A 14,130-nucleotide genomic window follows, 5' to 3' on the forward strand; every position below is an offset into this window, starting at 1 on the left:
GATGGATCAGTCCACCCTTCGCAGTTCGTCGTGGGGTGCGGAGTGGACGACATGGCCCCACTGTGCCTGCCGGCCCAGGGTGATGTCGATGATCCCCTTGACGTAGACGAGGTCGAGGAACACATCGAAGATCAGCTCGGGGAAAAGCGTAAGCGCCAGCAGGCGTGCCCGTCGGCCGCCCGCCCAGACCGACACGACACGTTCGGCGATGAAAACGAGACCGAGGCCCAGCCAGAACGGAAACCAAACCCACGAATCGATCGCCAGAAGCGTCACGAGCACGAGCAGCAGGAACGCGCTGAGCGCGATGACGCTGTAGCCCAGGCCCAACTGCTGGGCCCAGTACCGGAAGGTGGACGGTGAGACGCCGTACGCCCCGATGTTCTCCAACGCGCCCCGTTGCCAGCGCAGACGTTGCACCCACAGAGTGCGAACGGTTGGCATTACCTCGGTGACGACCGTGCACTCCGAGGGAGAGATGATGAGCGCGCCCAGCGACTTCAGGGCAATGGTGAGCTCGTTGTCTTCCGTGAGCGCAGCCGTGTCATAGACATCCCCGCTGGCACCGGGAATCGTGTCGCCGCGACTTTCAGCCACCGTACGCAAGGCGGCGGGCCGGAATAGCGAAGCGGTGCCCGTGAGAACGAAGACGTGGCCCCGGCGACGGCGAATGTCACGGGAGTACCGAATGTACTCGTTGCGCTGGAACTGACCGAGAAGCCCGGAACCTTCCTCGCCGTAGAACAACCCACCGACCGCCATCAGCGCACGATCGCTGGTGAAGCGACCGACGGCGGCCTCCAAGAAGCCGTCGTCGAGACGTGTGTCGGCATCCAGGACCATGATGAGGTCGTTGTCGCCCTGGCCCGGTAGGAGCACCTTCAGGATCTGATTAAGTGCCCCGGCTTTCTTGAATGTGTTCCGGCGAGATTCGAAGATCTCCACCCCCAGCGATCGGGCAATGTCGACGGTCCCGTCGGTGCAGTTATCCGCCACGACCACGACGCGTTCCGGGCGGTGCGACTGGGCGAGCAGCGATGAGAGTGTCGCGAAGATCGAAGCCTCTTCGTTGTGCGCGGGCACCAGAACGGTGACGGTCACGGCGCCGGCGAAGACTCCGCGCGTTCGTGCCATTACGACTCCCGCCGAGAGGGGCGTGGTGCGCTGGTTTAAGGATCGACGGGCCTTGCTGGACGTTCCTCGTTCGAGCATTGCAATTCCTGCGGCGAAGAGGAAAGCCAGAGCAACGGCGCCGAGGATGACCCGCGGCGTCGGTGCCGCCAAATCATAAAGCACCCGCCACATTCCGAGCAGCAGCCCTTGGGAGGGCATTTCGCCCGCCGTCGGCGTTCCGGCGGCGACGACGAACCAGAGGAGGGCCGCTGCGCCTCCAGCCACAAGCCCGATGACGACGCCGACGCCGCGATCGAAAGTCTTTGCCCCCATGAGCGCAGACTAGCAGAGCAGGGGAACCTCGACCCTCCCGCTGCTGCTTCCGCTGCGGAAGAACTCGATCGCCGCCTCCCGGAACGCGCGTGACGTCGGGGCGTTGAAGTGATTGCGCCCGGGGACCTCGAAGAATTCTCCGCTCGGTGTGGCCGCGGCGAGTGCCTTGGAGGCCTCGAGGATGCTGTCTTTGGTCCCGGTGGCGAAGAGCAGGGGCTGCGTCGGCGCGTTGTCCGCGCCGGGTTGGGGGCCGCCGCGCATTCCCTCGACGAGGGCCACGAGGGCTTTGAGGTCGTTGCCGGGCAGCGCGCGGGCCATGGTCAGGTAGGCGCCGGTAAGGCGGTCGGCGACCTCGGTGCCGTGCTCGATATGAGCGCGGGCATCCGTGACCTTGAAGCGTTTGAGGGGGTCACCGTCGGGTATGCCGCCGAGCACGGCCCGCGAGATGCGTCCCTCCAGTTCGCGGGCGGCCTGCCAGCCCACGCGGGCGCCGAGGGAGTATCCCGCGTAGGCGACCTCGTCGAGCAGGTAGGCGTCGAGTACCCGCAACACGTCGTCGACCAACGCCTCCATCGTGTAGTCGGCGGGGGAGCGGGGCTTGTCGCTCAGGCCGTGCCCGCGCTGGTCGATCGCGATCACGTGGAAGCCGGCGCGGATGAGATCGCGCGTCCAGCCGGTGACGTGCCAATTGGCGACGGCGCTGGAGGCGAAGCCGTGCACGGCGAGCACGGTGGGGGCGCTCGAATCTCCGAATTCGTAGGTGGCTAGGTTGACTCCATCGGCCGAATAGACGAAGCGGTGCGGTGGTGCGGTGCGTTGTGACATCACGGACCATTGCATCACGACCATCCGGATTTCGGCCCACCAGATCAACTCTTGAGCAATCCCGCCACCCCGCTTTGCCAGCACTCTGCCAGCTTAAAATGAGGATACGTCCAGAAATTCCGGGCAGTCTTGAAACTTCGCCCGGCCGGATCCCCGACCGTGGAACGTCAAAAAAGAATCGTGAGCGCAGCCGCGCGCGCGCTTCGCCCTGTGAAAGTTATGCCAAACTCAGACTCGTCTTCCCCTTCGTCCGACCTTTTCCCCAGTTCAAAACCTGAATCGGACGCCATGCCGATCCGTGCGGCAGCCGCAATCGGCACCGACATCGGATTCACCCGCCATCAGGAAACGCGTCGCCGGCGTGGACGAAGTCGCCTTTTCGTGGCCGGTGCCGTCATCGCCGTCGGCGCCATCGTGGGCAGTGGATTCTCCGCCCAGTCTGCGTCGCAGGCTGCCGAGGCCGAGCAAAAGAAACGCATCATTGCCACCGCGGCTCTGGCAGCCGCCACCGGCCCTCATCCCGAGCAAGCAGGCAGTCTCGAGGGAGTCGTCCCGGCCCACGCCTCCGCGAGCGCCCGCACCACCCTTGCCGGTGCCACCGGCGTGATCGCGGCGGCCCAGGGCAAGACGGATGTCTCGGCCCTCTCGAGCACCGTCGCCTCGCTCAGCGAGTACACGCTTCTGGCCCCCGAGCGAGTTTTCGATCTTGTGGAGCAGGTCACTGCCCAAGCCGAGGTCGTGAAGGCCTCGACCGCTGAGGCCGATCGCCTCGCCGCGGAGCAGGCTGCGGCTGCCACAGCGGCTGCCGCAGCTGCTCAGGCTGCCGCGGATGCCCAGGCGCAGGCTGCTGCCCAGGCGGCGGCTCCGAAGCCGGCAGCACCGAAGCCGGTCGCTCCTGCCCCGGCACCGCCCCGCCCCGCCGCCCCCACGAACCCCAGCGGAGCCCAGGCGATCGCCCGGGACATGATGGCGTCCAAGTACGGCTGGGGCGCCGACCAGCTCGGATGCCTGGTCAGCCTCTGGAACAAGGAGTCCGGCTGGAACGTCAACGCCTACAACGCCTCGAGCGGTGCCACCGGCATCCCGCAGGCCCTGCCCGGCAGCAAGATGGCCTCGGCCGGCGCCGACTGGGCGACCAACCCGGCCACCCAGATCTCCTGGGGTCTGAACTACATCGCGGAGCGCTACGGCGACCCCTGTGGAGCGTGGAACAAGTCGGTGGCCTCGGGCTGGTATTGATGGTCAACATCTTCGAAAAGTAGCGCACATTTGCGGCGCGCTACTAGAACTGGGATTTCATCAGTGCCAAAATTGGGGTATGGAAAACCTGGCCGATCTCAGCGACATCGAGGACTCCGACCGTCAGAACTTCGACGTCAAGCAGCTTGACGACGGTGGCGTGCTCGGCGTCGTGACGGCCGAGACGTCCGGCGACGCGGCGTCCCTCGCTCGCAGAATGAGCGTCCTGGCCCAGCTCAGAGCGGATGCCTTCGCGGCACTGGTAGTCGACGGCGTCACCCCCGCGGGGCTCGGCCGGGGCATCCGCGCCACCGTGAACGTGACGGTGCCGGTGCCGGTGCCGGTGCTCACCCTCCTCGGCCGCGGCGACGAGCCGGGTCACCTTGAGGGGTGCGGGCCGATCGACCCCGAGACGGCCCGGGAACTGGCGGCCGGAGCGCCGAGCTTTACCCGCATTCTCGTCCATCCCGAGACCGGCGTGATGCTGTCGGTCGGCCGACATCAGTACCGGGTACCGAAGGACCTCCGACGGCTCCTTGATATTCGAGACGAAACCTGCCGATTCGCCGGCTGCAACCGACCGGCGGCCCGCGCCGAGATGGACCACAGCCACGAATGGCGAGAAGACGGCATCACTCGGTACGACAACCTCGCCAGCCTCTGTGCGCCCGACCACCGGTTGAAGACACAAACCAACTGGACGGTGACCCAGTCGCCGGGCGGCGAGCTCCACTGGACTGCGCCCAGCGGTCTCCACTACAGGTCCGATCCGGCAATACCCTTCGAGCCTCCGGGCGCCGTCGACGACCCACCGCCCTTCTCGGGCCGGCGTTCAGGGTCACAATGTCTGCGGAAGCTCCCTCTCGTGCTCACGCGAGCCCAGGGCGTAGCCTCAAGCCATGAAGCGTGCGCTCGCAATTGCCCTGGTGTCGGCCCAGTTCCTGCTGCTCCTGGCGCTGGCCCTCCTTCCCCACGGCACACTGTGGCCGGCGAACCTCGCCGTTGTCGTCGCCGCGATCGTGCTCGCTGTCGTAGGCGCGGTCTTCGCCGTGCTCGCCGTGCTCGGCCTCGGACCGGCCCTCACCGCGAGTCCGATTCCGCGGGAGCACGCGCCGCTGGTCACCACCGGTGTATACGGTCTCGTGCGCAGCCCCATCTACACCGGTCTGATGATCGGCGGCCTGGGGCTCGTGCTGCTCGGCGCATCGGTCTGGCATCTCGTAGCCTGGCTCGCCCTCGTGCTGTTGCTGGCGGGCAAGGCGCGCTGGGAAGAGCGGATGCTCGTGGCCGAGCAACCGGACTACGCCGCTTACGGCGCCCGCGCCGGCCGCTTCCTCCCCGGGGTGGGCCGGCTGAAGCCGTGACGTGGTGAACCAATCGACGGAGATTTTGGAGCACAGTGCTTTTCGGCCGGGTTTTGGGACATTTCGGCCAGATTCACCGTCGAATTCGTTCAGGACGCGGAGCGGAACACGAGGGCTAGAACATGACGGCTAGAACATGACGGCTAGACGAAGACCAGAACCAGCCGCACGACGACAGCCAGAATCGCGACTCCCGACAGAGCCAGCGACGCGAGCACCAGCCCTCGCCCTCGGGCGCCGGCCGGGATCACACTGAAAGCCCGCAGTGAAAGGGAAAGCCCGATCAGGGCAACGAACAGCGCGGGAAACGGCAGCAGCACCGCGAGGACGACGCTGACGACCGACACCCAGAAACCCGGCACCCGGCCGGGCGTCTTCGACCAGTCCAGGTGCGGCGCACCGAGATTGAGCAGGTTGTTGCCCTCCATGTTCGCGCGCGGGTCGGTCACGTGTCGCTCCTTCAGCTTGTCCTGCCAGTCTCACACGCGCCACGAGCGCCTGCCCGCGTGCCGGCCCGCACGCGGGGACCGTTACCCTTGAGGAGGCCCGGGAAGGAACTTCGATATGAGCGAGCTTGCGGGTGAACTGGCGCGGGTGCGCGAAGCCTTCGACAAACCCACCCTGCGCCTGCTGGACCGCAAGTGGGCGCCGTTCGTGCTCGTCGTGTTCAAGTCCTCCTTCAGCCGCGACCGGCGCAGCGTGCGGGCCGATCTGCTGCACACTCAGGTCGACGCCTACCTTGCCGACCTGCGCTCGGTCGGCAGCGATGTGCCGGGCAAGACCGGTCGGGCCCTCTGCGTGCAGTGGATGAACGACCAGTGGCTTTTCCGCGAAACGGGGGAGGGCGACGAAGAACACTACTCGCTCACCTCGCACGCCCTCGAGGCGCTGCTCCTGGTCGAGAGCCTGTCCCGCGATCGGGCTTTGATCAGCGAATCCCGTCTCACCACGATCGTCGATACGGTGCGTCACCGCGCCACGCAGGCCAACCCTGATCGGGAGGAGCGCATCCGTCGCCTCGACCGGGCGATCGCCGAGAACGCCGCCGAGCGTGACCGCCTCGCAGCCGGCGGCGAGATCGCGCCCGTCTCGAACGAGCAGATGCGCGAGGGCTACGCCGACCTGGTCGACCTGATCGGCCAGCTGCCCAGCGATTTTAAACGCGTCGAGGAATCCGTCGCCGCCATGCACCGGCAGATCGTCAACGATTTCCGCGGCGAGGAACGCCCGATCAGCGAGGTACTCGACGAGTACCTCGTGAAAACGGATGCCCTGATGACCTCGACCCGGGAAGGTCGCGCCTTCGAGGGGGCCTTCACCCTGCTGCGCGACGACGACCTGCTGCGGGAGCTGGGGGACGACCTGGAGACGATCCTGCTGCATCCGTTCGCCCTCGAACTCAGCGCCACCGACCGCCGCAGCTTCATGGGCACCGTGCGCCTGATCCGCAAGGGCATCGATGATGTGCTCACCCAACGCAACGGGTTGACGACCACCCTGCGCGAGCACATCGTCAACCACGACGTGGTCAAGGACCGCGAACTCGAGCGCCTGCTGCGCGAGATCAACAAGGAACTCGCGACCTGGATGCAGACCGCCGGGCCCCGCAGCACGGTCACCGCCGAACTCATGCCGGGAACCCTCGACGCCCCGCACCTCCGCGAACGCTTCTACGACCCGGGCGCCCACCGCGCGCCGCCCGAGCTGCAGGATGTCTCCGACGACGCCCCACCGCCACCGAGTCTCGACGAGATGCGCACGCAGGGCGGCCCGCTGCTGGGGGAGCTGCGCGACGCGATCGTGACGGCCTTCAACCACGGCGACGCCGCATCCGTCGGTGACGCCTTCAACGACCTCGACGTCACCCTGCGCCGCCCGGTCGAGATCCTGGGGATGCTGCAGATCGCCACCCAGATCGATGCGGTCAGCCGGTCCCAGACGCTCGAACGCTTCGAAACCGTGCGACCCGACGGCTCCACCCGCAGCTTCGAGGTGCCCCGAATCATGCTCAGCGACGACGAAACTGCGGCGCTGTCCGCCCTGAACTACGGATCCGACAATGACTGACGAGCCCACCGCCGAGCACACCGACATCGATTCGCCCAGCTTGTCCCTCTTCGAGGGCGACGAGGGCGGGCTCACCGTGGAGCAGCGTCGCACCCTGGTGCTGCTGCTGAAGCACCGTTACATCTCCGCCGCGCTGCAGCCGGCCGAATGGCAGACACTGCTGCGCTCCCAGAGCCTGCTCAAATCGCGACTGAACGACATGTTCCTCGATCTGCATGTCGACCTGCACTACGAGGTGGCATTCAAACGGCAGGCGGTCGCCGAGGGCGGAGACCGATTCCCGACCCTGCTGCACGACGTGTCCTACACGCGGGAGGAGACCATTCTGCTCGTGCTGCTGCGGCAGCGATTCCGCAGCGAGCGTGCCAACGGCCATGACATCGTCATCGTGGACCGCGACAACCTGGTGGAGAACGTCGGTCATTTCCGGCCCGAACACGCCACCGACCGCTGGGGCGACGCCCGAAAGGCCACGGCCGCCGTCGACAGCCTCGCGAAGGCGCGGGTGCTGCTGAAGACCAGCGACCCCGACCGATTCCGCATCTCCGCCGTGATCGAGGTGCTGCTGCCGGTGGAACGGCTGAGCGAACTGCTGGAGTGGCTGGTCACCCAGAACTCCGATTCCGGCTCGGAAGCCACCGATCTCGACGATCTGCGTCTCCTGTCCGAAGCCCTGCCGGAGGCCCTGTCATGAACGATTCCCCGCTCTTTTATGTCGATGGCCTCACCGAGGGCACCACGCAGTGGCGCGCCGAGTCGTTCCAGATGGTGAACTGGGGTGGCTTTCAGGGCCACCACGAGGTTGCTTTCGCGCCCAGCGCCACCCTGGTGTCCGGGGCGTCCGGAACCGGCAAGAGCAGCCTGCTCGACGCCTACCTCGCCCTGATGATGCCGTCGGACACCCCCTTCAACGGCGCCTCCAACGACGCCGGTTCCGGGCGGGCGCGCAGCGCCGACCAGCGCAGCCTGATGACCTACCTCAAGGGCAAGACCGACGCCAACCGGGAGGCCGGCACGGGCGAGCTGCAGGACCAGGTGCTCCGCGGTGCCCACGAGTCCACCTGGGGTGCCGTGTCGATGACCTTCATCGATGACAACCAGCGCCGTTTCACCGTGTTGCGGGCCTACTTCGTGCCCCGCGGCAGCACCCGGTTCGGCGACATCACCATGAAGATGGCCACGATCGACGGATACCTCGACCTGCGCGACCTGGCCGAGGTGACCGAGTCCCGGTTCGACAAGCGCGCTCTCAAATCCCGGTTCCCCGAACTGGATGTCTTCGACACCTATGCGGCGTTCGCCCAGACCCTGTACACCCGCCTGGGCATCGGCGCCAACGGTGAGGGCGGCAAGGCGCTCCGGCTGCTCGCACGCATCCAGGCCGGCCAGCAGGTGAAGACGGTCGACGGGCTCTACAAGTCGATGGTGCTGGAGGAACCGTCCACCTACGCGGCCGCCGACAAGGCCGTCGCCCACTTCGAAGACCTCGAACGGTCCTACGGCGCCATGGTCGCCGAGGCGCAGAAGGCCAAGGTGCTGGAACGCCTGCCCGACCTGCATCGCGTCTACGAGACGGCGACCGATAAGGCCGACCTGATCGACACCTTTGGCGTGCACCGCTCCGGCGACACCCCATTCGTGCTGTGGCAACTCCGCACGGAGCAGAGCCTGCTCGAGGAAGCAGCCGACGTCAACCGGGTGCAGCGGCGCGACACCCAGCTGCGCTCCACGACGGCCCGGGATGCCGAGACCGCGTTGAAAGCGCGCGTCGCCGACCTGCAGCGCCAGCAGCGTGACAACGGTGGCGACGTGCTCGTCAGCCTGCAGAACGAGCTTGGCCAGCTCACCGACAAACGCGACGACGTGGCCGCCGAGCGCTCCAAGTTCGACGAGCGCATCCGGCCTCTCGGCCTCTCCATCGACTCCGGCGACGACTTCGATCGGGCCCGCGCCGCGGCCGACGGGTTCCTGTCCGGCTTTCCCACTGCCGAGACCGACCTCGAGAACACGAGAAGCGCGCTGCAACGCACGGCCTATCCGGTCGAGGAGAACCTCCGCACCCTGGGGCAGGAGCACCAGTTCCTGTCCGGGCGGGCGAGCCTGGTTCCCCAGCACCTGCACAGCGCACGCCTGCTGATCGCCGAGGCGTCGGGCATCCCCGCCGAGGAGCTGCCCTTCCTCGCCGAACTGATCGATCTGGCCCCCGGCGAGGACGCCTGGCGCCAGTCGGCCGAGGTCACCTTGGCATCCGTCGTGCGCGTCCTGCTCGTCGACGAGACTCGTCTGCGCGCGCTGAGCCTGGCCATCGACCCGCTCCGCATCCCCGTGCGCATCCACTTCGACGGGGTGCCGCTGCGCTCGCACGAGCAGATCGACGGTGACCCGCGCTTCGTGTCGGGAAAGCTCGTCTTCAAGGACTCGCCCTTCAGCGGTTGGGTGCGGGACCGGGTACAGGCCGCGAATCTCGACGCGGAGTGCGTCGCCACGGCCGCCGACCTCGTCGGGGACGGCCCGAGGGTCACCCCGAGTGGGCAGACCCGCAACGGTTCCCGCGGCGCCCATGGCTGGAACAGCGACCAGAAGTCGATCATCGGCTTCTCCAGTCGCACCCGCCTGCACGACATCGACGAGGAGCTGGCCCGCCTGCGGTTGGAGGCCGACAGCCTCGCGCGTGAAGCCTCCGCGCATGGTGCGAGCCTCGCCAACCTCCGGGCCCGCAGGGCCGCACACCAGTTCGTCGTCGACGCGGCCTGGCCGGCCATCGACGTGCAAGCCGCGGATGTCCGCATCGCTGAGAAGCGAGCCGAGCGCGAGCGCGTGCTCGCCGACAGTGACGTGCTGCGCGCCCTGAAAGATGAGGAAGAGCGGCTGGCCGCCGAACTGGAAACAGCCCAGAAGCTGAAGCACGCCACGGAGGTTGCCCTGCAGGCCCTCGTCGCCGAGCAGGGCCGCATCGTGGACCGGCAGGATGCGGTGAGCAGCCGCCTCGACCGCATCGATGGTGATCCGGAGACCGCGCTGTCACTGTCGGAGGAGCACACCACCCACCTCGACGCCCAGTTCGCGGCTGTCGCCGACCAGCATGACCTCGACGCGTTCGACGGGGCCATCAGGCGGCTGCGCGAGCGCCTCACCGAGCAGTCCAGCCAGGACCGGGACAGCGCCGCGGGCGCCCGCAACACTCTGGTCGGCATCTTCGAGACCTTTCAGAGCCGCTGGCCCGACCCGAACATCGGCGTCTCGCTGGATTCCTACCCGAGCTACCGGGACATCCTTGATGCCGTCTACACACTCGGCCTGCACGAGCGGCGTCAGGAGTGGAAGCGCCGCCTCGCGCTCTGGAGCGGCCAGGACCTGGTTCCCCTGGTCGGGGCATTCACCTCCTCCATCGAGGAAATCGAAGATCGCCTCCGTCCTATCAATGAGATCCTCACCACGCTGCCGTTCGGAGCCGGGCGCGACCGCCTCAAGATCGCGTTGCGTCGCCTCCACCTCGACGACGCCACCGCGTTTCGCACGGAACTCAAGGTGCTGTCCTCCGGATCCACGGACGCCTTCACCGACGAGCAGACCGAAAGCCGGTTCACCCGGTTGCAGGCGTTCATGAACCTGATCCGTAAGTCCGCCGACGGTCCGCGCCAGGAATCCCAGCGCGATCTGCTGCTCGACGTGCGCCGGCACGTGGAGATCACCGCCGTGCGCACCACCCCGGAGGGCGTGGAAGTCAGCACCTACTCGTCGCTCGGCGGCAAGAGCGGTGGCGAGTCCCAGGAACTGGTGGCGTTCGTCGTGGGAGCCGCCCTGCGGTTCCAGCTCGGCGACGAGAGTCGCACCCGCCCGCGCTTCGCGCCGGTCTTCCTCGATGAGGGTTTCGTGAAATCGGACTCCGAGTTCGCCGGCCGTGCCGTGTCGGCGTGGAAGGGGCTTGGCTTTCAGCTCATCATCGGTTCCCCGCTCGACAAGGTCACCGCGCTTGAGCCGCACATGGAGCTGGTGCTCTCGATGACCAAGAACAACAGCACCGGGTTCTCCTACATCACGCCGCTCTCGTCGCCGGTGCGTTCGGGTTAAGCTTCGCGCAGGGCCCAACCGCGACAGGGGAAGCCCTGGTTTCGGCGGGCCCGCACAGTAAGATTTTGTAGCGTGGCCGCAATTAAGGTGATCGTCGACGAGGGGCTCAAGATCGCGCTTTCCGCCGTCCGGATGGCGGTGAAGAACGACATCATCGTGGGCGCTCTCGGTGATCACGCCGACTACGATCCGGAACGCTACGCGGCGACCGCCCGTCACGAGCTGCACCTGCTCACCCGGCAGAACGAGCAGTACGCCCGCCGGGTCAAGGACCAGCGCAAAGAACTGACCAGGTCACGGTGGACCTCCGATCTCACGGAAGACCAGCATCACGACATCATTCAGCTCAAACTGCGCCGCCGCGTGCACGAGAAGCTCGCCGAGGCCCTCGAGGCCGTGGCCGCCGACGACGACAAGGTCGCGCGTCTCGTGCGGCGGGCTCAGCGGGCCGCCAGCGACGAGGTCAGTGACGCGGTGTCATCACGCCTGATCAGGCTGAACATAGACTGGAATGACCCCGATTACGAGGCCCGGCGGGAGGCCCGCACCGAGGTGTTCCTGCACATCGACCTCGCCCTTTTGAAGCTCAAGCATGACGCCGCGACCGACCTGTCCGCCAGCGACTACTGACTCCGGACTCAGCTGCGGGAGAAGAACCGAGCGAAGAAGCCGGGGGTCGGGGCGTCTTTCTCGTGTCCGCGGCACCGCTGTGCCCCCGGAACGCCTCGCATCACCTGGTCGACGTGCTGGCCGCACCCGGCCCAGGTCGTTTTTCCACACTTCTTACACGTAACTTGACGGCACATCCGTTGAACCCTTTCGTTGAACTCGTCCGCCCAACATACCCCATGGGGTATCAGTTACGCTGCACGGCGTGCCCGCCAGGCGCGCCACGCACCGGTCGACCACAGCGCCCACGCCACGAGCACCGGCTGGAAGAGCAGGCGGATGCCGCGGGACAGGTCCGAATCCAGGCCGAACGAATCGGTGGCCGTGACGAACTGGGAGATGTTGCCGGGGAAGATTGCCAGGAAGAACAGGGCCACGACCCAGCCCACCTGCACCGTGCGCCTGGCCAGCAGCAGCAGTGACAGGCCCAGAGCGATCTCGACCAGGCCCGACGCAACCACGACGAAATCACCCTCGAGCGGCAACCAGGTGGGCACCTGGGCGAGGAACGCCTCACGGTTCCACGCGAGGTGGCTGATTCCGGCGACGAGCAGGAACGCCCCCAGAGCCAATCGGCCGATCAAGCGGGGGATCGAGGTGCGGAGGGTGCCGGTGGCAACGTCAGCGGTCATGAATCGACTTTAGCCGCGATCTCGGCGTCCGTTCGGGCGTTGAAGATGCCCCACATGATGTGCGTCGGGCCGCTGCCGTCCCTGCCGGGCGCCGCCGCGCGGCTGATCCACCGCTCGGCGGCCGCGGTGGCGCCGAGCGCGGTCAGAGACGGCGCGATCCGGGACTTGCGAATCTTGCCGGCCATCACGCCGCCGTCCGGCGCAAGCCTCCAGCCGCGGCTGGAGGCGAGCACCTGCCCCACCTCTTCGTCGGTGAGCCACCGGGAAAAGCTGCGGCTGGGTGGATCAATGTCGGTGAGCTTCACGCGAGTGCCACCAGTTCGGCCTCCAGGCGTTCCACATCGACCCGGTGGCAGAGTTCCGTGGCCGGTGTCATCGCGGTGGCGGTGCCGGCGGCGACGGCGGCCTGGAACGCCCGGTCCACCGGGAACCCCTGCGCGATCCGCAGCACGAACGCACCGAGAAAGCTGTCGCCGGCCCCGACGGTGCTCTGCACCGTGACCTGCGGCACCCCCAGACGGATGATCCCGCTCGCCGAGGCGAGCACGGCTCCCGCTCCGCCGAGCGTCAGCGCGACGACTTCCGCGGACCCGCGGGCGACGAGCTCGGCGGCCGCGTCGATCTTGCTCTGTTCGGTGTCGAGGGTTGCGCCGACAAGCTCTCCCAGCTCACGCCCGCTCGGTTTGACCAGGTAGACCCCCTCGTCGAGCGCGGCCGCGAGCGCGGGACCGGACGTGTCCACGATGCAGCGGGCGTCGCGCCCGTGCGCCAGACGGGTGACCCGGGCGTAGAAATCGTCCGGGACTCCCGGCGGCAGGCTGCCGCTGGCGACCACATAGCCGCCGACCGGAATCGACTCTCCGACGACCGCGAGACAGGCCCGCCACTCGGTTTCACTGAGCTCGGGGCCTTCCAGCACGAAGCGGAACTGCTTGCCGGTGCCCGTCTCGTCGACGGTGAAGCTCTCGCGGGTGCTGCCGTGGATCGGCACCGCCAGGGTCGGGATGAGTTCGGCTTCGATCAGCCGGCGGAAGGCCTCCCCGGTGGGGCCGCCCGCGGTGTACACGGCCAGGGCCTGCCCGCCGAGACGTTGCACTACCCGAGCCACGTTCACACCGCCGCCACCCGGGTCGAGGCGGGACCGGCCACAGCGCATCTTGTGTTCGCTGACCACGTGCTCGGTTGACGTGCTCACGTCGAGAGCAGGGTTGATGGTGAGGGTGAGAATCGGCCGCAGCAGGGCGGCCCTGGGGGAGTCCATGGTCCCAGCGTAGAAGACTTCCCCGCACGCCTCGTGCTGGCGCGGGGTCGGGCCGATAATCGGAGCATTCGCCCCATGACAGAAGGAGGCTCCACCATGACGACCCAACTCAATCCCTACCTGGGGTTCCGGGATACGACCCGGGAAGCGATGGAGTTCTACCGGACGGTGTTCGGCGGCGAGCTGACGCTGAGCACGTTCGCCGAGTTCGAGGCGAGCGACGACACGGCTGAGCAGGACAAGATCATGCACGCCATGCTGACCACCGACGACGGCCTGGTGCTGATGGCTTCCGACACCCCGAACCGGCTGGAGCACCGTCCGGGCACCAACTATTCCGTGTCGCTCAGCGGCGACGACGAACCGGTGCTGCGCGGCTACTGGGACAAGCTCGCGGCCGGGGGCACCGTCGTCATGCCGCTCGAGCCGTCGCCGTGGGGCGACAGCTTCGGCATGTGCGTCGATAAATTCGGCGTGAGCTGGATGGTCAACATCGCCGGCGCACCCGCATAGGTCGGTGGTGGGGTTCGCATTCGACACCGCGCAGATGCAGCAG

The 14,130-nt window shown here is 67.3% G+C and carries 14 protein-coding genes and 1 pseudogene; 8 read left to right on the plus strand and 7 right to left on the minus strand.

Going from position 1 to position 14,130, the window contains the following annotated elements:
- Nucleotides 1-6: 6 nt before the first annotated feature.
- Both E3O18_RS06925 and E3O18_RS06930 read right to left on the minus strand, forming a co-directional pair.
- Entirely contained in the window at nucleotides 7-1,446 is a 1,440-nt protein-coding gene (locus E3O18_RS06925; RefSeq protein ID WP_134398217.1) for a glycosyltransferase family 2 protein, read from the minus strand.
- Nucleotides 1,447-1,455: 9 nt separating this feature from the next.
- On the minus strand, nucleotides 1,456-2,271 hold the full coding sequence (locus E3O18_RS06930; RefSeq protein ID WP_241976667.1) for an alpha/beta fold hydrolase: 816 nt from the start codon (nucleotides 2,269-2,271) through the stop codon (nucleotides 1,456-1,458).
- Nucleotides 2,272-2,559: 288 nt separating this feature from the next.
- Here E3O18_RS06930 and E3O18_RS06935 point away from each other — a divergent pair, with 288 nt between their 5' ends.
- Nucleotides 2,560-3,510: a transglycosylase SLT domain-containing protein gene (locus tag E3O18_RS06935; protein ID WP_134417786.1), complete on the plus strand. Its 951-nt coding sequence runs from the start codon at nucleotides 2,560-2,562 to the stop codon at nucleotides 3,508-3,510.
- 43 nt (nucleotides 3,511-3,553) lie between these two features.
- Here the strand turns inward: E3O18_RS06935 and E3O18_RS16510 are convergent, their stop codons facing one another.
- Entirely contained in the window at nucleotides 3,554-4,012 is a 459-nt protein-coding gene (locus E3O18_RS16510; RefSeq protein WP_241978137.1) for a hypothetical protein, read from the minus strand.
- Between E3O18_RS16510 and E3O18_RS16770 the strand changes: the two are divergent.
- A pseudogene (locus E3O18_RS16770) lies at nucleotides 3,992-4,189 on the plus strand (HNH endonuclease signature motif containing protein); the annotation flags it as partial. The gene E3O18_RS16510 and the pseudogene E3O18_RS16770 sit on opposite strands and share 21 nt — an antisense overlap.
- A 220-nt stretch (nucleotides 4,190-4,409) precedes the next feature.
- The gene (locus tag E3O18_RS06945) at nucleotides 4,410-4,874 is read left to right on the plus strand and encodes a methyltransferase (RefSeq protein ID WP_134417787.1); all 465 of its coding nucleotides are present in this window, start codon (nucleotides 4,410-4,412) and stop codon (nucleotides 4,872-4,874) included.
- A 143-nt stretch (nucleotides 4,875-5,017) separates the two neighbouring features.
- On the opposite strand, the gene E3O18_RS06950 is transcribed toward E3O18_RS06945, so the two are convergent.
- On the minus strand, nucleotides 5,018-5,323 hold the full coding sequence (locus tag E3O18_RS06950; RefSeq protein ID WP_104101449.1) for a hypothetical protein: 306 nt from the start codon (nucleotides 5,321-5,323) through the stop codon (nucleotides 5,018-5,020).
- 115 nt (nucleotides 5,324-5,438) lie between these two features.
- On the opposite strand from E3O18_RS06950, the gene E3O18_RS06955 reads away from it, so the two are divergent.
- The 4 genes from E3O18_RS06955 (at nucleotide 5,439) to E3O18_RS06970 (ending at nucleotide 11,642) form a co-directional block, all read left to right on the plus strand.
- Nucleotides 5,439-6,941 (plus strand): DUF3375 domain-containing protein, encoded by a 1,503-nt coding sequence (locus E3O18_RS06955; protein ID WP_134417788.1) that lies wholly within the window; start codon nucleotides 5,439-5,441, stop codon nucleotides 6,939-6,941.
- On the plus strand, nucleotides 6,934-7,635 hold the full coding sequence (locus E3O18_RS06960) for a DUF4194 domain-containing protein (RefSeq protein WP_134394520.1): 702 nt from the start codon (nucleotides 6,934-6,936) through the stop codon (nucleotides 7,633-7,635). The genes E3O18_RS06955 and E3O18_RS06960 overlap by 8 nt, the downstream gene beginning before the upstream one ends.
- Nucleotides 7,632-11,012 (plus strand): SbcC/MukB-like Walker B domain-containing protein, encoded by a 3,381-nt coding sequence (locus E3O18_RS06965; protein WP_134417789.1) that lies wholly within the window; start codon nucleotides 7,632-7,634, stop codon nucleotides 11,010-11,012. Before E3O18_RS06960 ends, E3O18_RS06965 begins: the two co-directional genes overlap by 4 nt.
- A 72-nt stretch (nucleotides 11,013-11,084) precedes the next feature.
- Nucleotides 11,085-11,642 carry a hypothetical protein gene (locus E3O18_RS06970; RefSeq protein WP_134417790.1) on the plus strand — a complete coding sequence of 186 codons (558 nt, stop codon included), beginning with the start codon at nucleotides 11,085-11,087 and terminating at the stop codon, nucleotides 11,640-11,642.
- 230 nt (nucleotides 11,643-11,872) lie between these two features.
- On the opposite strand, the gene E3O18_RS06975 is transcribed toward E3O18_RS06970, so the two are convergent.
- The 3 genes from E3O18_RS06975 to E3O18_RS06985 are packed head-to-tail and all read right to left on the minus strand — an operon-like array spanning nucleotide 11,873 to nucleotide 13,574.
- Nucleotides 11,873-12,313: a DoxX family membrane protein gene (locus E3O18_RS06975; protein WP_134394517.1), complete on the minus strand. Its 441-nt coding sequence runs from the start codon at nucleotides 12,311-12,313 to the stop codon at nucleotides 11,873-11,875.
- Nucleotides 12,310-12,618, minus strand: a complete 309-nt coding sequence (locus tag E3O18_RS06980; protein WP_134394516.1) for a hypothetical protein — start codon at nucleotides 12,616-12,618, stop codon at nucleotides 12,310-12,312. Before E3O18_RS06980 ends, E3O18_RS06975 begins: the two co-directional genes overlap by 4 nt.
- A complete protein-coding gene (locus E3O18_RS06985; RefSeq protein ID WP_174722111.1) occupies nucleotides 12,615-13,574 on the minus strand; it encodes a 1-phosphofructokinase family hexose kinase in 960 nt (319 codons plus the stop codon). The genes E3O18_RS06980 and E3O18_RS06985 overlap by 4 nt, the downstream gene beginning before the upstream one ends.
- A 96-nt stretch (nucleotides 13,575-13,670) precedes the next feature.
- On the opposite strand from E3O18_RS06985, the gene E3O18_RS06990 reads away from it, so the two are divergent.
- The gene (locus E3O18_RS06990) at nucleotides 13,671-14,087 is read left to right on the plus strand and encodes a VOC family protein (RefSeq protein WP_134394515.1); all 417 of its coding nucleotides are present in this window, start codon (nucleotides 13,671-13,673) and stop codon (nucleotides 14,085-14,087) included.
- Nucleotides 14,088-14,130: the final 43 nt, after the last annotated feature.

Origin of the sequence: Cryobacterium sp. TMT2-42-4, from assembly GCF_004402645.1 — a bacterium.
In the GTDB taxonomy this organism is placed as follows: domain Bacteria; phylum Actinomycetota; class Actinomycetes; order Actinomycetales; family Microbacteriaceae; genus Cryobacterium; species Cryobacterium sandaracinum.